Source organism: Kineobactrum sediminis (assembly GCF_002868715.1).
Classification (GTDB): domain Bacteria; phylum Pseudomonadota; class Gammaproteobacteria; order Pseudomonadales; family Halieaceae; genus Kineobactrum; species Kineobactrum sediminis.
Genome location: NZ_PKLZ01000007.1, coordinates 151,519 through 168,341 on the forward strand (window position 1 = coordinate 151,519; position 16,823 = coordinate 168,341).

General features: G+C 60.2%; 16 protein-coding genes. 12 read left to right on the forward strand and 4 right to left on the reverse strand.

What is annotated here, in order from left to right; all coding sequences use genetic code 11:
- Positions 1-16: 16 nt before the first annotated feature.
- The 3 genes from CWI75_RS08890 to CWI75_RS08900 all read right to left on the reverse strand — a co-directional run bounded on the left by CWI75_RS08890 (position 17) and on the right by CWI75_RS08900 (position 3,404).
- The gene (locus CWI75_RS08890; RefSeq protein ID WP_101521157.1) at positions 17-691 is read right to left on the reverse strand and encodes a PaaI family thioesterase; all 675 of its coding nucleotides are present in this window, start codon (positions 689-691) and stop codon (positions 17-19) included.
- A 31-nt stretch (positions 692-722) separates the two neighbouring features.
- Positions 723-1,874: an epoxide hydrolase family protein gene (locus CWI75_RS08895; protein ID WP_101521158.1), complete on the reverse strand. Its 1,152-nt coding sequence runs from the start codon at positions 1,872-1,874 to the stop codon at positions 723-725.
- Between the two features lie 126 nt (positions 1,875-2,000).
- Positions 2,001-3,404 (reverse strand): SDR family NAD(P)-dependent oxidoreductase, encoded by a 1,404-nt coding sequence (locus tag CWI75_RS08900; protein ID WP_101521159.1) that lies wholly within the window; start codon positions 3,402-3,404, stop codon positions 2,001-2,003.
- A 206-nt stretch (positions 3,405-3,610) separates the two neighbouring features.
- Between CWI75_RS08900 and CWI75_RS08905 the strand changes: the two genes are divergently transcribed.
- The gene (locus CWI75_RS08905; protein ID WP_146003570.1) at positions 3,611-4,078 is read left to right on the forward strand and encodes a hypothetical protein; all 468 of its coding nucleotides are present in this window, start codon (positions 3,611-3,613) and stop codon (positions 4,076-4,078) included.
- A 7-nt stretch (positions 4,079-4,085) separates the two neighbouring features.
- On the opposite strand, the gene CWI75_RS08910 is transcribed toward CWI75_RS08905, so the two are convergent.
- The gene (locus tag CWI75_RS08910) at positions 4,086-4,421 is read right to left on the reverse strand and encodes a hypothetical protein (protein ID WP_101521161.1); all 336 of its coding nucleotides are present in this window, start codon (positions 4,419-4,421) and stop codon (positions 4,086-4,088) included.
- A 234-nt stretch (positions 4,422-4,655) separates the two neighbouring features.
- Between CWI75_RS08910 and CWI75_RS08915 the strand changes: the two genes are divergently transcribed.
- The 11 genes from CWI75_RS08915 (at position 4,656) to CWI75_RS08965 (ending at position 16,793) form a co-directional block, all read left to right on the forward strand.
- A complete protein-coding gene (locus CWI75_RS08915) occupies positions 4,656-5,729 on the forward strand; it encodes an alpha/beta hydrolase (protein ID WP_101521162.1) in 1,074 nt (357 codons plus the stop codon).
- A complete protein-coding gene (locus tag CWI75_RS08920) occupies positions 5,726-6,496 on the forward strand; it encodes a lysophospholipid acyltransferase family protein (RefSeq protein ID WP_101521163.1) in 771 nt (256 codons plus the stop codon). Before CWI75_RS08915 ends, CWI75_RS08920 begins: the two co-directional genes overlap by 4 nt.
- A 17-nt stretch (positions 6,497-6,513) precedes the next feature.
- The gene (locus CWI75_RS08925) at positions 6,514-8,421 is read left to right on the forward strand and encodes an aminotransferase class I/II-fold pyridoxal phosphate-dependent enzyme (RefSeq protein WP_101521164.1); all 1,908 of its coding nucleotides are present in this window, start codon (positions 6,514-6,516) and stop codon (positions 8,419-8,421) included.
- A gap of 97 nt (positions 8,422-8,518) precedes the next feature.
- Positions 8,519-9,703: an acetyl-CoA C-acetyltransferase gene (locus tag CWI75_RS08930; RefSeq protein WP_101521165.1), complete on the forward strand. Its 1,185-nt coding sequence runs from the start codon at positions 8,519-8,521 to the stop codon at positions 9,701-9,703.
- Positions 9,704-9,735: 32 nt separating this feature from the next.
- Positions 9,736-10,455, forward strand: coding sequence for a dienelactone hydrolase family protein (locus CWI75_RS08935; RefSeq protein ID WP_101521166.1), 720 nt, complete (start codon positions 9,736-9,738; stop codon positions 10,453-10,455).
- Between the two features lie 42 nt (positions 10,456-10,497).
- Positions 10,498-11,124, forward strand: a complete 627-nt coding sequence (gene maiA / locus CWI75_RS08940) for a maleylacetoacetate isomerase (RefSeq protein ID WP_101521167.1) — start codon at positions 10,498-10,500, stop codon at positions 11,122-11,124.
- Between the two features lie 67 nt (positions 11,125-11,191).
- The gene (locus CWI75_RS08945) at positions 11,192-12,700 is read left to right on the forward strand and encodes an acetyl-CoA acetyltransferase (protein WP_101521168.1); all 1,509 of its coding nucleotides are present in this window, start codon (positions 11,192-11,194) and stop codon (positions 12,698-12,700) included.
- A complete protein-coding gene (locus tag CWI75_RS08950) occupies positions 12,690-13,712 on the forward strand; it encodes a phosphotransferase family protein (RefSeq protein ID WP_146003571.1) in 1,023 nt (340 codons plus the stop codon). The genes CWI75_RS08945 and CWI75_RS08950 overlap by 11 nt, the downstream gene beginning before the upstream one ends.
- A 37-nt stretch (positions 13,713-13,749) precedes the next feature.
- Positions 13,750-14,127, forward strand: a complete 378-nt coding sequence (locus tag CWI75_RS08955) for a DUF6285 domain-containing protein (RefSeq protein WP_101521170.1) — start codon at positions 13,750-13,752, stop codon at positions 14,125-14,127.
- 34 nt (positions 14,128-14,161) lie between these two features.
- A complete protein-coding gene (locus CWI75_RS08960) occupies positions 14,162-15,436 on the forward strand; it encodes an acyl-CoA dehydrogenase family protein (RefSeq protein ID WP_101521171.1) in 1,275 nt (424 codons plus the stop codon).
- 148 nt (positions 15,437-15,584) lie between these two features.
- Positions 15,585-16,793, forward strand: a complete 1,209-nt coding sequence (locus tag CWI75_RS08965; RefSeq protein WP_101521172.1) for an acetyl-CoA C-acetyltransferase — start codon at positions 15,585-15,587, stop codon at positions 16,791-16,793.
- Positions 16,794-16,823 lie beyond the last annotated feature (30 nt).

Sequence of the window (16,823 nt, forward strand, 5' to 3'; positions counted from 1 at the left end):
CCGTATCCCGACCTGCCTAACGTACCTTCAGCGGGGCCCTCGGCCGTATAAACAGGCCTTCGCAACTCGCGGTGAGTTCGCCTGCCGCATGCATTTCCCCGGTAACGACGGTTTTGCGGCCCTCACTGCCGCGCAGACTCGCGCTGAGGTCCAGGGGGGTATTGAGGGGGGTTGGCCGGTGGTAACGGACCGTCAGGCAGCCGGTCATGCCGGGATTTTTACCCATCAGTTGAGCCATACCCAGAAACTGGTCGAATATGGCGGCAATATAGCCACCATGAATGTAACCTGGCGGGCCCTCGTAAGCGTAGCCACAAGTGACGGTGCCAAAGGCAGATTCTTTCTCCAGCCACATGTTCAGCTGCGGGGCCAGCGGGTTACTGAATCCGCCCACTGCGTTCAGTTCGTGGTTGACCTCACCGTGGTGGCCATGACCACCTTCGCGAATGAAGGCTGTCACTCCGTAAAGCCGCGGCTGCTCTGCCAAATGCTGCCTGCTTGCGGTAATGCTGTCGGTGAAGGCGTTGAGCGTGGCGATATCGGCGTTACTGGTCACCAGTACTTCGGTAAGTTCACGCACCGCCTGTGCCGCACGGCGTTTTGCTTCCCAGTGTGCGGAGAAGGGCGGCGCGATTTCCTCGGAAGTGAAGGGATTGAAGATGGGTGCGTCGTAATCAAAATCGGGTATCATCGAACGGGTCCTGTAAAGTGAAGCGCGTTGTTCAGCGCAGCGCGCGGAAACAGTCGCGGAGTTCTCTGATCAACAGCTCGGGCTGTTCAAGCGCGGCAAAGTGGCCGCCCGCTTCAAGCTCATTCCAGTGGATAATGTTATGAAAGCGTTTTTCTGCCCAGCGTTTGCTGCTGCGAAAAATTTCTTTCGGGAAAATTGAGCAGCCCACAGGCATGCTGATGGGGTCAAGATTAGGCGTGTTGAAACTTTCCCAGTACAGCCTTGCGGAACTGGCGGCGGTATTGTTGAGCCAGTAAAGCATGACATTATCCAGCAATTCATCGCGACTGACGGCATTTTCAGGATGTTTCACACCGTCGCGATCGCAGTCTGTCCAGGCATAAAACTTTTCAATAATCCACGCCATCTGGCCCACGGGCGAGTCCGCCAACCCATACCCCAGGGTCTGGGGCCGACTGGATTGCTGTTTGGAATAGCCTGAATCCCATTGCTGGTAGAAGGTCATGGCATCCAGTGCGCCCTGTTCCTGTGGGCTGAGATTGTCCATGGTAGCGGGGTCCGGAGCGACGATAGGCATGGTGATATGGATCCCGGCGCAATGGTCGGTTTCAGTCTGGCCCATGCTCTGGGTGATAACGCTGCCCCAGTCTCCGCCCTGGGCAACATAGCGATCGTAGCCAAGACGGCCCATCAGCTCGCCCCACATGCGTCCTATCACTTCCACCGACGTGCCGCTGGAAGTGGGTTTGCCTGAAAAACCATAGCCGGGGAGGGACGGGATAACGACATCAAATGCGTCTGCGGCGGCACCGCCGTGAGCGACCGGGTCGGTGAGGGCATCAATGACCTTAGAAAATTCCAGGATCGATCCCGGCCAGCCGTGTGACATCACCATGGGCAGGGCACCAGGGTGAGGCGAGCGACAGTGAATAAAGTGAATATCAATGTCGTTGATCCGGGTTGTGAACTGGGGGCGCTGGTTCAGTGCCCGTTCACAGCGCCGCCAGTCATAGCGCTGCTGCCAGTAATGCGCGAGTTCCCGGGTGTAGTCCAGGGGAATCCCCTGGCTCCAGTCACCACAGGTTTGCGCATCGGGCCATCGGGTCATGGCAAGGCGCTGCTGAAGGTCAGTGAGGCTGGCTTCCGGAATCTCGATAGTAAAGGGTGTGACCGCTGTGCTCATGGCTGCTTTCCTTATTGCGGAAGCCAACCCTAGCCATAGCCGGTTACAGATGCAAGTTGATGCGTGCGCTGTATGGCGCTGGTTCAGCTGCTCAGCCCGCCGGCACAGGGAGTGATTGAACGAAAACTACCCTGCAGGCGCCGGGAAAGAGTCCAGGAAAGGCTGCAGGCGTTTCCGCTCTTCGGGCCTGTCGGCGGTTTTGCCAAGAAGATGAGTGGTGCGTGGCTCGCGGTCAAGAAACAGTTTGCCGCTGACCTTGCCTGCCTCAGTGGCTACGGCCAGCCAGATAATGGTATCGGCCCCTTCTTCCGGGCTGCGCAGGATCCTTCGGGTCAGTTTATGAAAACCGGGTAGAGCGGACTCCACCCCCGGGGTATCGGCCCAGCCCGGGTGCATGGCATTGACAACGATACCGTCCGCGGCCCAATCATCCGCCCATTGCTCGGTGAGAACCATAAGCCCGCGCTTGGCACGTGCGTAGGCCACGCTGCCCGAATAATCGGATTCCTTTGCAACGAGTTTGTCGATCGCCAGCGGTTGCGAATACATACCACCGGAAACCACGTTGATTACCCGTGCCCGGGGTGCCGCTGCCAGCAGTGGCCTGAGCCCCTCGGTGAGTCGATAGGGGCTGAGCAGCAGCAGTGCAAAAGACTTCTCTATACCCTCTGCAGTTTCGGTTCTGGAGTTAAACAGGGCGCCGGCATTGTTTATCAGCACATCGATCGGCCTGGCCTTTGCCTGGAGTCGCTTGACCAGCGCCTCTACCTCGGCCATCAGGCTCAGGTCCGCCAGTTCTATTGAAATATTATGGTTACCGGTGTCGCGGCGCAGCTGGTCAAGTAGCTTCTTGGCCTTGTCCGGGTTGCGTAGCACCAGCGTCAGGGTGGCACCGCGCTCTGCCAGTGCGGTGGCGGTAGCAAGACCCAGGCCCGAGCTGGCACCGGTGATTACCACATGCTTGTCGCCCATCCAGGCCGACATGGGATACCAGTGCTTTCGACCCTTTTTGTAGCCGAGGCGACTGAACAGGGCCAGGCCGGGCAGCACCCAATGATCTGCCCGGGCATTTGCCGGGGAGATTTCCGGTACCGGAAAATCATCTTCGAGCGCAAGCCTCAGACCCTCCACTGACTTACGGCCCATGCGCTGCATGCCGCGTTTCACTGGCCCGTGCGCGGGGCCGAGGGGAACCTTCAACTCAAAGCTGGCCCGATAGTCGATATGAGTGCCGGATGCGGTCTCGCTGAAATGGATAACATCAGTTACCTCAAAGAGCCGACAGGTGCCGTGCAATTCCAGTACTTTGTCTGGTTCGAGACGGGTAATGGTGTAGCACAGGGTGACACTGCCGACAGGCATGTCGCAGACCACCTCGAAGCGCGTTCCAACGGCTATTGGCCCGGGAGTTAGTCGGGTGGCTGTTATCGCTGTCGCATCCCATTCCGTCGTGGTGCAAAAATCCTGCACATAGGCGAAGGCCTCGTGGACGGGGCGTGGTACGTCTATTTTTTCATGCAGGACAATCATGTGCAGTTAACCTCTGTACAGTAGTATAAAGTAGTATCAGGTAATACGCTGAAACAGGTGCTAAGGATTAAAACAGGCGCTTCCACCCGGGTAACCAGGCCGTATTCTGGCAGAGGGTTGCCAGCAGTGGATGTCCTGCGGGTTCGGTGCGCGGTCAGGTTTCAAAGTAGGCTAGAGGTGGAAAAATGGTCTGGGAGAGCAAGCCGATGGGAAAGCGACTGGGAAATGCGTTACTGCTCTTTGTGCTGGGTGCCACCACCAACGCCGGGGCCCAATATGATATCGAGACCCGGCTTGCCACCTGCGCAACCCTTGACTGGTCCGATGCGGTACACCAAAGCTACCCCGATATCGACGAAGTATGCCAGGGGGTTTATGAGAAAGACGGGGTGCTCTATGCGCAGGTTCAGGTGGAAGTTATCCGGGTGGTCGGTAATCGCCTGACCATTCGCACGGTGCACCGTGATGGCAGCACCGGCCACCAGGCCAGTGTTCGTACCAGCAGCAACTGGCGAGTCACTATTGAAGGCAGGCAGTACCCGGTTGGGGAGCTGGTGGGCGGCCAGATTCTTACAGTTTATGTGCCCGAAGATCGCTTTGTTTTTGCCCGGGAAGGTGTTGCCGGAAAAAATGCTGGTGGTGACGCCGCGGAGCAGTCGGCAGTCGAACAATAAAAGAGGGTTAATCCTCTACCCATATTTTCCGCAGGGGTTCACCGAAGTCGTCGTAGATCGTTTTACGCTTTGGCTGTGAGCGGACCGTTCGTGTCTGGCGGGCGCTGCGTTTGCGCAGCGCTCGGCGACGCGCCTCAATGGTGGCCACCACTTCGGGTACCGGGGTACGCTCGGCCCGGGGCTCCAGGAAAAGTCGCTGGGTAAGATGCAGTGGTGCTGCCAGTGGGTCTTTGCCACTGGTGCCCAGGGGAACCGCGTCTACAGTGCCGCCGGTGTTGAGGAACTGTTTCGTTTCCTGCTCCAGCGCTGCTCTGAGATCTGCTTTGGTTACCGGCTTTTTCACTGTCTGGTCCGCCCGAGGGCCCCTTGTCTACTTACTTAACCCACCAGTATAGCGCTCCCGACGGATATTCATAGGTCGGGCCGCGTAGGTGGGGCCGCCCAGGTCGGGCCGCGCAGGTCGGGCCGCGTAGGTGGGGCCGCCCAGGTCGGGCCGCCCAGGTGGGAAGTGTCCGCGTTGTGCTGTGCATTGGCATTCTGGTTTAATGCAACCCCGTATTTCCTCCGGAGTTACTTTATGGTCTGGTTCATCCTCGCTTTACTGGTGCTGTTTGCATTCAGCCTGTTATACCTGCGTGGCGAGAACCTCAGCTGGCTTGATGAGCCGCCATTGGCGGCCCCCCAGGACACGCCAAGCGAGTCGCATTATGCGGTGGTGGCGAAACTCGGCGAGTTTGCTGGCGCCGGTCGAGCCCTGCGGGGCAAGGCACAGTTGCGGGCAATTCGCGATTATATGGATTCAATGAGTGATGGCCGCGACTTCAGCAGCAGCTTTCAGCCCGTAGCGGAGGGCCAGCTTCGAGGCGAGTGGGTGCTGGCGCCCGGCGCTGATTGCCGCCGGCGTCTGCTGTATATTCATGGCGGCGCCTGGATTGCGGGCAGTCCCAAAAGTCACCGGGCGATTACTGATCGGCTGGCCCGCCTGACCGGCGCAGCGGTATTTTCCCTGGACTATCGGTTGATGCCCGAATACCGGCGCGCTGATGGTATAGAAGATTGCCGCAATGCCTGGCGGTGGATTGTGAAAAACGGGCCACACGGCCCTGAGCCGCTCGATTACCTGATGGTGGCCGGAGACTCAGCCGGCGGCAGCCTCTCCCTGGCCCTGCTGGCGTGGGCGCGGGATGAAGGCGTGCGTCAGGCCGATGCCGCAGTAGTGTTTTCGCCATCCACGGACATCACCATGAATGCGCCGAGCATGCGCAGTAACCTGGCTACAGACCCCATGCTGGGGCCCATGTTCGGTAAACTGGCGAAAATCCCATCGCTGGTGCTGCTGTGGTTGACCTGGTTCAACAACCGGATTCGCCCTTCGCACCCCGATGTGTCGCCTCTGCGCGGTGAACTGGCGGGGTTGCCGCCGGTGCTGGTGCAGGCCAGCGAGCAGGAAATGCTGTTGGATGATGCTCGCCGTTACGTGATCAAGGCACAACTGGCGGGCTCGCCGGTGGAGCTCCAGACCTGGCCGCACATGGTGCATGTCTGGCAGATTTTTACACCCGAGTTGCCCGAGGCCGAGGAGGCCTATGCCGGCATAGCGGAGTTCCTGGCCAAGTCCGGACTGCCCTTGCCAGGGGGGACCCAAGCGTGAATGCAGTTCGTTCAGCGCTGGTATTTATGTGGATGGTCGTCTCGGTCATTCCGTTCGGTCTTGGCCTGGTTGTGTGCTCCCTGTTTTTGAGTGATACGCGCCTGTGGTGGACCTTCGCCGTACCCTGGCTGCGCGGTGTCATCATCGCCGCGCATCTGGTCGGTGGGGTAAAGTACCGGGTTCACGGTATGGAGAACCTGCCCGATGCCGAGGATATGCGGCGGGTGGTGCTGTGCCCGAAGCACCAGTCGACCTGGGAAACGTTTTTTTTCCCGAGCATGACACCACATCCGCTGGCCTACGTATTCAAGCGTGAATTGCTCTATATCCCCATTTTTGGCTGGTGCCTGGCACGCCTGAAAATGGTCAATATTGACCGCAGGAAGCGCTCCCAGGCCTGGACCAAAGTCGCTGCCCAGGGCCGCGAGCTCATGGATCGTGGCAAGTGGGTGATCATGTTTCCCGAAGGGACGCGCACGGAGCGTGGCAAAAAGGGTGACTACAAGTCCGGTGCCACGCGCCTGGCGGTAGCGACGGGCGCCAGTGTGATCCCGATAGCGGTCACCTCCGGGCGTTGCTGGCCACGGCGTACTTTCACGTTTATTCCCGGTGTCATTGATGTATCCATCGGTACACCGGTGTCGGCGCTGGGCCGCAAACCCGGCGAACTGATGGATGAGGTCGAACGCTGGATCGAGTCTGAAATGAAGCGTCTGGATCCCGAGGCCTATGCGATCAAGCGCGATAGTGCGTTGCCCAATGAATAACCGAGGTGTCGCAACTCATGCGTGAACAGCAAGGTCGTGTGGTCATGGTCAGTGGCGACGAGGGTTTTGCCACCGGGCTGGTGGCTGAGCTCAACCGTTGCGCCGCCGTGGAACAGCGGCCGCAACACCATTGCGCATTGCAGTTTGTCTATGCCGGGAGCGCGGAACAGGCGCGTCGGCTGGCCGCGGAAGACGGACTGCTGCAGGCGGTGCTCATCGACGCTGCAGCACTCCCGGACGCCGCCGCGGTGATCGCCGAACTGAACCGCCTGCGGCCGGAACTGGACCTGTTTTTGATGCCGGTTGCGGAGGTTGATTACGGTCCGCTGCCGATAGAGTTGCTGGATCGCCAGGACGGCAAGCCGGCGCACTTGTACCGCCAGGTGCGCACGGCGATCCAGCGTCGCGCCCGCACGCCATTTGCCGATACCCTGCGCGACTATGTTTACAGCGCCAAGGATCCCTGGCATACCCCGGGTCACTCTGGCGGTGACAGTCTCCGCGACAGCCCCTGGGTGAGCGATTTTTACCAGATGATGGGAGAGCATGTTTTCAATACCGATCTGTCGGTATCGGTACAGTCGCTGGACTCCCTGCTGGAGCCGCACAGTGTGATCCAGGAGGCACAGGAGCTGGCAGCCGTGGCCTTTGGCGCCGACCATACGTTTTTTGTCACCAATGGCACCTCAACCGCCAACAAGGTGATCATGCAGCAACTGCTGGGTGCCGGTGGCAAGGTAATCCTCGATCAGGCGTGCCACAAGTCGGTGCATCATGCAGTGGTGTTATTTGGCGCCGAGCCGGTGTATCTCCAGGCCTCGCTGAATCCCCATTTCGGATTCTACGGCCCGGTGCCCCGGCAGCGGGTACTGGCCGCGATTGATGCGCACCCCGATTCTCGCCTGCTGGTATTGACCAGTTGCACCTATGACGGCTTTCGCTACGACCTGGCGCCGATCATCGCCCATGCCCACGCCGCCGGCATCAAGGTGCTGATCGATGAGGCCTGGTATGCCCATGGCCGGTTTCATCCGCAGCTGCGTCCCTGTGCGCTGGAAAGCGGTGCCGATTACGTGACCCAGAGCACCCACAAGATGCTCTCCGCCTTTTCCCAGGCCAGCATGATTCACGTAGCCGACCCGGATTTTGACGAGCACAGGTTTCGCGAAAATCTCAACATGCATACGTCCACCAGCCCCCAGTACGCGATGATCGCGAGCCTGGATGTAGCCCGCAAACAAATGAGCATGGAGGGCTTTCAGCGCCTGCAGGCCTGCTTCGATATCGCCACACAGCTTCGCGAAGGCATCAACCGCACGGGTGTATTCCGCGTGTTGACGCTTGCCGACATGCTGCCCGCGGAGCTCGTTGATGACGATGTCCTGCTGGATCCCTGCAAGCTCAGTGTGGATGTGTCCGGGTCGGGCTTTTCCGCACGGCAGATTCAACTGGCGCTGTTCGAGGATTACGGTATCCAGGTGGAAAAGGTGACCCACAACACGCTCAGTATCCTGGTCACCCTGGGTGCCACTGACAGCAAGGTGTTGCGGCTGCTCAATGCGCTCAGCAAGCTGGCCCTGAAGGCGCCCGCCAACCGGAGTGCGACTCCCCCCCGGCGCAGTGTCACACCGTTGCCTGCACTGAGCGAGTTTGCCTGTCTCCCGCGCGATGCCTACTTTGGCAACTGCCGGGTAGTACCACTCGCATCCGGTGGTCGCGGTGTCAACAGCGACCTGATCGGCGCCATCAGTGCCGACCAGATCGTACCGTACCCACCCGGGATCCCGGTGTTGATCCCGGGGCAGATTGTTACCGCCGAGATTGCGGATTTTCTGTTCGATCTCTATCACAGTAATACCGGCATTGAAATCCATGGCCTGGTTAATGACAGCGACCAGGCCTGCCTCCGGCTTCTCGAGGAGTAACCCGGCGGGGCTGGCCTGTGAGGCCTTCATGTACTAGGCTATGGGCTTTTTCGCACAGGCTGCTATTGGCCCGCCACACTAAAAGGAACAAGTGACCATGACTGAAGCATATATCGTAGGCGCCGTGCGCAGCGCCGGTGGCCGCAAGAACGGGCGCCTGTCAAAGGTGCACCCCATTGATCTGGGCGCGGCGGTAGTGGATGCCCTGGTCGCACGTACCGGTGTGCCGGTGACTGAAATCGACGATCTCATTTTTGGCTGCGTATCCCAGGTGGGGGCACAGTCAGGCAATCTTGGCCGCAATGTATGCCTGTCCTCGGTACTGGGCGAAGCCGTTCCGGGAACCACGGTTGATCGCCAGTGTGGTTCGGGCCAGCAGGCCATTCATTTCGCGGCGCAGGGCGTAATGTCCGGCACCCAGGATCTGGTTATCGCCGGCGGTGTTGAAAGCATGAGCCAGGTGCCGATCGGCGCCAGCATTGTCGACGGTTTCAAGGCGGGTCACGGTACGCCTTATGGTGAGCGTATCGGTGAGCGTTACCCCGGGGTACAGTTCAGCCAGTTTGACGGTGCCGAGATGCTGGTGCAGAAGTATGACCTGAGCAGCGACGAACTCAATCGGTTTGCCTTGTCCAGTCACCAGAAAGCGACCCGTGCGGTCGCGGAAGGTCGTTTTGATCGGGAAATCATACCCATTGATATCGAACTTGAAGATGGCAGCAGGGTTCAGCATGTGCAGGATGAGGGTATCCGCCAGGACGCGACCCTGGACGCGATCTCCGGCCTTCAACCCATGCGCGAAGGCGGCGTACTGACAGCCGCCAACGCGTCGCAGATCTGCGATGGCGCTTCGGCGGTGATGGTCGCCAGTCGCGAGGCCTGTGAGCGTTTGGGCCTGCAACCCCTGGCCCGCATTGTGGCAATGAGTGTGATTGGTTCCGATCCGGTGATCATGCTTGAGGGGCCTATTCCCGCCACTCGCAAGGTACTCGAGCGCGCGGGTATGACCCTTGATGATATAGATCTGTTCGAGGTTAACGAAGCTTTTGGGTCGGTACCGCTGGCATGGGTGAGAGCGCTGGGCGCCGACATCGACAAACTGAATGTTAACGGCGGCGCCCAGGCCCTGGGTCATCCCCTGGGTGGCACCGGTGCCAAGCTCATGACAACTTTGATACACGAACTGCACCGAACCGGCCAGCGCTACGGTTTGCTGGCCATTTGTGAGGGTGGCGGCACAGCCAATGGTACGATCATCGAACGGGTTGATGCGCTCGCCTGAATCACTGGCAACACAGACAGGAGGACATGACTATGGCTATCCAGACACGCTTGATCACCTACGAGCACGCAGGCACGACCTATGAAGGGCAGCTGGCATGGGATGATGCCCACGCCTCACCCAGGCCGGGGGTGGCGATTGCACATACCTGGTCGGGACGTTCGGAGTTTGAAGAAAACAAGGCAATGGAGCTGGCCCGACAGGGTTATGTTGGTTTCGCTCTGGATGTGTTTGGCCAGGGCGTACACGGCGAGGGTAAGGAGGAATGCAATGCCCTGATTGCACCGCTGCTTGAAGACCGGGAGAAATTGCAGGCGCTGGTAGGCCTTGCGGTGTCGGTGATGAGCGAGCAAGCGGAAGTGGATGCCGGTCGAGTGGCGGCAATAGGTTATTGTTTTGGCGGTCTCACCGTGCTGGACCTGGCGCGCTCGGGCAGTTCCGTCAGCGGCGTCGTGAGCTTCCACGGCTTATTCAATGCCCCGGACAATACCGCGGGCACCGCCATCAAAGCGAAGGTCTTGTGCCTGCATGGCTACGATGACCCGATGGCCCAGCCTGACAGCTTGCTGGCGCTCGCCGATGAGCTCACTGCGGCCGGGGCTGACTGGCAGGTACACGCCTATGGCAATACCCTCCACGCTTTCACTAACCCGGATGCGAACGACCCGGACTTCGGCGCGGTTTACAACGCCGATGCGGATCGACGCTCATGGCGGTCACTGCTCAATTTTCTCGAGGAAACCCTGGCCTGATCCACAGGCCGGCCTGTTGCCCGCCAGCGGAGGTGGAAAACCATGCAGCTCTATGATTATTTTCGCTCGTCGGCGGCGTTCCGGGTGCGCATTGCGCTTAACCTGAAAGAGCTGGAATACGATCGCGTACCGGTTAACCTGGTCGCCGCGCAGCAGCGTGACGAGGATTACCTGGCGCTTAATCCGCAGGGCCTGGTGCCGGCGATTGTCACGGAAGAAGGCTCGGTGCTGACTCAGTCGATCGCCATTCTGGAATGGCTTGAAGAGGCGCATCCTGAGGTACCGTTGCTGCCTCGCGAGGCGCTTGCCCGGGCGCGCGTACGGGCAATGGTGCAGACCGTTGCCTGTGACATTCATCCGCTCAATAACCTGCGGGTACTAAACTACCTGACAGGTCCGCTGGGGGTGGATGAGGAAAACAAGCTGTCCTGGTACCGGCACTGGATTGCGCTCGGTTTTGCGGCGCTGGAACAGCAGGTAGAGGGCCCGGAGTTCTGTTTCGGTAACACCGTAAGTCTTGCGGATGTGTGTCTGGTGCCCCAGGTTTACAATGCCCGGCGTTTCGCCGTTGATATGCAGCCGTATCCGCGGTTACAGGCCATAAGCGCCGCGCTGGAGCAACAGCCGGCCTTTACCAATGCCGCACCGGCTGCAGTTGCGCCGGCCTGAAGCACCCCTTGAGTTTCATAGCCCCCGGCAGCCAACGGGCCGCCGGACATTGTAGAAGTGAGGCAGTATGCTCGATAGCCAGCCCATTATTATTTCCCAGGCACAACAAACCTGGCGCGACCGCAACCCCGACCGCAGCCTGCTGGATGCGCTGGAGGAAGTGTCGCTTGCGGCGCTGCAGGATATCGGCAGTGCACGGCTGACAGCCGCTGTCGATACCGTGGCGACGGTCCCTTTTCTGGCCAGCCAGGTGCCGGACCTGGCCGGTATGATGCCGAAGAATTCCGGTGATGCCCTGTGCCAGCGCCTGGGCCTGCGGGCCGCGACGTTTACCTCTGACGTCGGGGGGAATACCCCACAACTAATGGTCAACTATTTTGCCGATCGACTGGCTGCAGGCGAATCCCGGGCGGTTCTGGTGACGGGTGCGGAATTGTTCGCCACGCTGTTTTCGGCCCTGTCCTCGGGCCAGGATCTCAGCCACTGGCAACAAACCGGTGCCCGTTCTCCCATCCAGCTGGATGAACCGAAGCCGCCCTGTACTGAACTGGAGCGTGCCCACGGTATGTTTGAGCCTATTCATACCTACCCCCTGTTCGAGAGTGCCCTGCGCCACGCAGCCGGCTGGGATCAGCAAACCCATCTGGCCCGCCTGGGTCGCCTGGTCAGCAGGATGAGCGACGTGGCGGCAGCCAACCCCTACGCATGGCGCCAGGAATCGCTGACCCCGGCGCAGGTGCTGGACCCGGCCCAGGGCAATCGGATGATCACCTGGCCTTATACCAAGGTCATGAACGCGATCCTTGCGGTCGACATGGCCGCTGCCGTGGTAATGACGACGGTGGGTACTGCGCGTGAACTCGGTATAGACCCCTCTCGCTGGGTCTATTTGCGCGGTGGTGCGGAGGCACACGATATCTGGAATGTCAGCGAGCGCGAACATCTGCACGAGTCACCGGCACTGGCGGCCTGTTCGCGCTCGGCACTGGACATGGCGGGACTCGAGCTGGCGGAGCTGGACCTGTTTGACCTGTACAGCTGTTTCCCCTCGGCGGTGCAGGTCGCCTGCAATGCTATCGGCCTTGACCCCGATGATCCGCGCGGTGTGACGGTCACCGGCGGCCTGACCCTGTTCGGTGGCCCGGGTAACAATTACTCCCTGCACGCGATTGCAGAGATGGTATCCCGGTTACAAAATGGCCAGGGCCGCCACGGCCTGGTGACGGCAAATGGCAACTACCTGACCAAACATGCGGTGGGCGTCTACTCGGTGGATCCGGGCAGCGCGCCCTGGCCGCTGGCGCGACCGGATCTCCAGATCCTGCTGGATGCCGGGCCGCGGCTGGTGGTGGATCCCACAGCCAGTGGCAGTGGCACCCTGGATGCCTGTGCCGTGGTGTTTGGCAAAGAGGGACCCAAGCGCGGCATCGTGCTCGGCCGCATGGAAGACGGTCGCCGTTTTGTCGCCAATACACCCGGTGACCCGGATCTTCTGGCCAGGCTGGTGGAGATGGATCCCGTGGGTTTACAGGGGCGCGTTACGGCAGGTGACAAGGTAAATTCTTTTGAGCTGTGAACCATCGCGAACAGTAGTGACCGCCGCGGCTCTCGCCGCGGCCCTCACCGACAATGACGACTCGGGTAAGGGTGTTATTCATACCTTAAAGCGCCTCTCCGGCGGCGCCAATATGGAGACCTGGGCCTTTGACTGGGAGGTCGATGGTGAGACCCGGCCGCTGATTCTGCGCCGTTCGCCGATTGATGCTGTCGATTCCGATTCGCCGCTTGCCCAGTTGCCGCTCACCAGTGAAGCGGCCCTGTTACCACTGGCCGCGGCCCAGGGCGTACCCGTGCCCACAGTGCTGCGGGTGCTGGGGGAGGACACCGATCTCGGGCCGGGCTATATCATGAGCCGGGAGCCCGGCGAAGCCTTGCCGGGCCGTATCCTGGCCGATGAGCGCTATGCCGGGGCGCGTGAGCAGCTGGCATACCAGTGCGGGGAAACCCTGGCCCGTATTCACCGGGTGGCCGCCGATACGGTACCGGCGGCGGTGCCGAACCAGCCATTGCCGGAGCGGCTGGCAGCGCAACAGGCGCTGCTGGATCGTTACGGTAACGCCTCCCCGGTTCACCAGCTGGCGCTTAACTGGCTGCTGGATAACGCTCCGGAGGCGAGCCGGCACTGCCTGCTTCACGGTGATTTTCGCAATGGTAACCTGCTGGTGGATGAAAATGGCCTGGTCGCCGTACTGGACTGGGAGCTGGCCCACTGCGGTGATCCGGCGGAGGATCTCGGCTACCTGTGTGGTAATGTGTGGCGCTTCGGTCGCAGTGACAAGCCGGTAGGCGGTTTCGGCGATTATGCATCGCTGTTGGCGGGTTACCGGGCAGTAGCGGGGTGGGCGCCTGATCTCGATGAGATCCATTACTGGGAAGTCTATTGTGCCCTCGGCTGGGGGCTGGTATGCCTGACCATGGTGGACCTTTACCGGAGTGGCGCGGACACAACCCTGGAGCGCGCCGCCGTAGGGCGACGCAACTCTGAATCGGAAATGGATTTACTGTTGCTGCTGGATGGCAGGCTGTGAATGACGCAGGTGCAGCGGCCGCAAGGAGAAAAAAACCATGAGCCAGACTGAGGCGACGGAACTGCTGCAGGCGGTGCAATCTTTTTTACGGCAACAGGTGCTGCCGCAGCTTGAGGGTTTTGACGCTTATACTACGCGCGTTGCCGCCAATAGCCTGGCGATTGTTGCACGTGACTATGCCGGTCGGGACGAATTGAACCGGCTTGATCAGGCCGCAGCCAAACGATGGGACCTGGGGGAGACTGCCGCCGCGACTAAAAACCTGAGCCTTGCGCTGAAGAACCGCAGCATTGCAGTCGACCAGCCGCTACTGGATTATCTGCGCGCACGCAGTTTGCACCAGCTCGCCATCGACAACCCCCGTTACTCGGGTTTCCAGCAGGGTTGTGAGCGCTGGCCCGGTCTGGCCCCTTAAAATATAATATGATATCCAAGGAGTTACCCTCACTGTGGACGCCCTGATTCCCGAGCACTTGCCCGCTTTCCTGGCCGAGCTGGACACCTTTATCGAACAACGTCTGGAGCCTCTGCAGGCCGAGGATGATAACAATCGCTTTTTTGATCACCGGCGGGAGTACGCCCGCACCGACTGGGAAAATCACGGCCTGCCAACGGCCGAGTGGGAAGCGCTGTTGGCCCAGGCCCGGGGGATGGCGCGGGAAGCCGGTTTTCTGGGCTTTGCCCTGCCGGGTGAGTATGGCGGCGGCGACGCCAGTAATCTGGAAATGGCGGTAGTGCGCGAGCATCTTGCGGCCAGGGGTATCGGCTTACACTGTGACCTGCAGAATGAGCACAGCATCGTCGGTAATTTTCCCACCACTCTGGCGTTTCGCGACTTCGGCAGCGCCGAGCAGCGCGATGCCTTCATCCCCGGCAGTATCAACGGCAGCATCGGGGTGGCTTTCGGTCTCACCGAACCGGATCATGGCTCCGACGCCACCTGGCTCGAGACCACCGCGGTGCCATCGGTGCGTGATGGGGTGAGCGGCTGGGAAATTAATGGCAGCAAAATGTGGACCACAGGCATGCACCTTGCCACCCACGTACTTGTGTTCGCCCGTACCGAAGGCGAAGCGGGCAGCGCGCGGGGGATTACCTGCTTTGTAGTGCCCAACCCCAGCGCTGGCCTGGTCATTGAGGAATGGCTGTGGACCTTCAATATGCCCACCGACCACCCACGAGTGAGTGTTAATCAGGTATGGGTGCCGGACTCCGCCATTCTTGGCGAGCACGGTCTCGGACTGGCGGTAGCGCAGCATTTTGTGCACGAAAACCGGATCCGGCAGGCGGCTTCGAGCCTGGGTACGGCGCGTTATTGCATCACCGAATCGGTTGCCTATGCGCTGGAGCGCCATACCTTTGGTAAACCCCTGGCGACGAACCAGGCCATCCAGTTCCGGCTGGCGGAATTGCACGCCGATTATGAGTTGGTTAAGGCGCTGACCTTCCAGGTGGCCGCGGAAATGGACCAGATGTCCAAACGCGAAGTGGCACTCAAGCTCTCGGACAAGGTGGCGATCTGTAATTACCGCGCCAATCGGTTGGCTTGCGAAGCGGCGGATGCCGCTATCCAGGTTCACGGTGCCATGGGTTATTCGCGTTACAAGCAGTTTGAACACCACTATCGTCATCATCGCCGCTACCGGATTACCGAAGGCTCGGATGAAATCCAGCTGCGCAAGATAGCCGGGCATCTTTTCGGGTTTATCGGTCGCTCCGGGTAGCGTTGATTTCATCGCGTGCCCCGTCCGTTCGGCGCGGGGCAATGTCATTTCAAGTCAATTTTTTTCAACTCTGACATCATTGCCAGCGCCGCCTGCTGCTCCCACTATGTGCGCTGTTATTTTATATCACCTGTAAAAGAGGATTCGCATGACAAACGCTGCCTACATATTTGATGCGGTGCGCACGCCGCGCAGTAAGGGCAAGGCCGATGGTAGCCTGCACGAAGTGAAGCCGGTCGACCTCGGCGCTGGCCTGTTACGGGAGCTGCAGTCCCGCCATGACCTCGATACGGCCTATGTGGATGACGTGGTCATGGGCTGCGTCACACCTGTGGGAGAGCAGGGCTCTGACATTGCGAAAATGATCGTACAGAACGCGGACTGGGACGAATCCGTTGCCGGTGTCCAGCTCGACCGTTTTTGTGCTTCCGGACTGGAAGCCGTCAATATTGCGGCGCAGAAGATCGCCTCCGGTTGGGAAGATCTGGTGGTGGCGGGGGGTGTCGAGTGCATGTCCCGGGTGCCAATGGGTTCCAATGGCGGCCCCATGGGCGGAGACCCCGCCTTCAGCATGAAAAGTGGATTTGTGCCCCAGGGTATCGGCGCCGATACCATTGCCACGCTGGAAGGCTGGAGTCGCACAGACGTGGACGCCTTTGCACTGGAGTCACAGCGTCGCGCCACTCATGCACGTGACAATGGTTACTTCGACAAGTCGGTTGTGCCCGTGCGTGACCGCAATGGCCTGTTGATTCTGGAGCGGGATGATTTCATCAAACCCAATACCACAATGGAGGGTCTCGCCGGGCTCAAGGCCTCGTTCGTGATGCCCGGGCAAATGGGTTTCGATGACGTTATCCTGGCCAAATACACCACGCTTGAACGTATCGACCATGTGCATACGCCGGGCAATTCCTCGGGTATCGTCGATGGCAGCAGTGCCGTCCTGATCGGCAGCGAGCGCGCCGGCAAGGACCTCGGCCTTACCCCCCGCGGTCGGATTGTAGCGACCGCTGTGCTTTCTACAGACCCCATCATCATGCTCACGGGGCCGGGTCCCGCCGCCAAAAAGTGCCTGCAGCGCGCTGGCCTGACGGTTGCCGATATCGACCTGTGGGAAATCAACGAGGCCTTTGCCTCCGTCGCCCTGCGTTACATGAAGGATCTGGGTATCGACCATGCGGTGACCAACGTCAACGGCGGTGCCATTGCCATGGGGCATCCGCTGGGTGCGACCGGGGCGATGCTGGTCAGCACCATGCTGGACGAGCTGGAACGCCGGGGGCTGAAGCGCGCAATGCTATCCCTGTGCGTGGGCGGTGGTATGGGTATTTCAACGATTATCGAGCGTATCTGACGCGTTTGCGAAGCTGATTTAAGGACACGG

What these genes read in the sequence shown, in the direction of transcription:
- CWI75_RS08930 (WP_101521165.1), top strand. Translation starts at nt 8,519, where the DNA reads ATGACTGAAGCATATATCGTAGGCGCCGTGCGCAGCGCCGGTGGCCGC.
- CWI75_RS08895 (WP_101521158.1), bottom strand. Translation starts at nt 1,874, where the DNA reads ATGAGCACAGCGGTCACACCCTTTACTATCGAGATTCCGGAAGCCAGC.
- CWI75_RS08965 (WP_101521172.1), top strand. Translation starts at nt 15,585, where the DNA reads ATGACAAACGCTGCCTACATATTTGATGCGGTGCGCACGCCGCGCAGT.
- CWI75_RS08925 (WP_101521164.1), top strand. Translation starts at nt 6,514, where the DNA reads ATGCGTGAACAGCAAGGTCGTGTGGTCATGGTCAGTGGCGACGAGGGT.
- CWI75_RS08955 (WP_101521170.1), top strand. Translation starts at nt 13,750, where the DNA reads ATGAGCCAGACTGAGGCGACGGAACTGCTGCAGGCGGTGCAATCTTTT.
- CWI75_RS08915 (WP_101521162.1), top strand. Translation starts at nt 4,656, where the DNA reads ATGGTCTGGTTCATCCTCGCTTTACTGGTGCTGTTTGCATTCAGCCTG.
- CWI75_RS08945 (WP_101521168.1), top strand. Translation starts at nt 11,192, where the DNA reads ATGCTCGATAGCCAGCCCATTATTATTTCCCAGGCACAACAAACCTGG.
- CWI75_RS08935 (WP_101521166.1), top strand. Translation starts at nt 9,736, where the DNA reads ATGGCTATCCAGACACGCTTGATCACCTACGAGCACGCAGGCACGACC.
- CWI75_RS08900 (WP_101521159.1), bottom strand. Translation starts at nt 3,404, where the DNA reads ATGATTGTCCTGCATGAAAAAATAGACGTACCACGCCCCGTCCACGAG.
- maiA (WP_101521167.1), top strand. Translation starts at nt 10,498, where the DNA reads ATGCAGCTCTATGATTATTTTCGCTCGTCGGCGGCGTTCCGGGTGCGC.
- CWI75_RS08890 (WP_101521157.1), bottom strand. Translation starts at nt 691, where the DNA reads ATGATACCCGATTTTGATTACGACGCACCCATCTTCAATCCCTTCACT.
- CWI75_RS08905 (WP_146003570.1), top strand. Translation starts at nt 3,611, where the DNA reads ATGGGAAAGCGACTGGGAAATGCGTTACTGCTCTTTGTGCTGGGTGCC.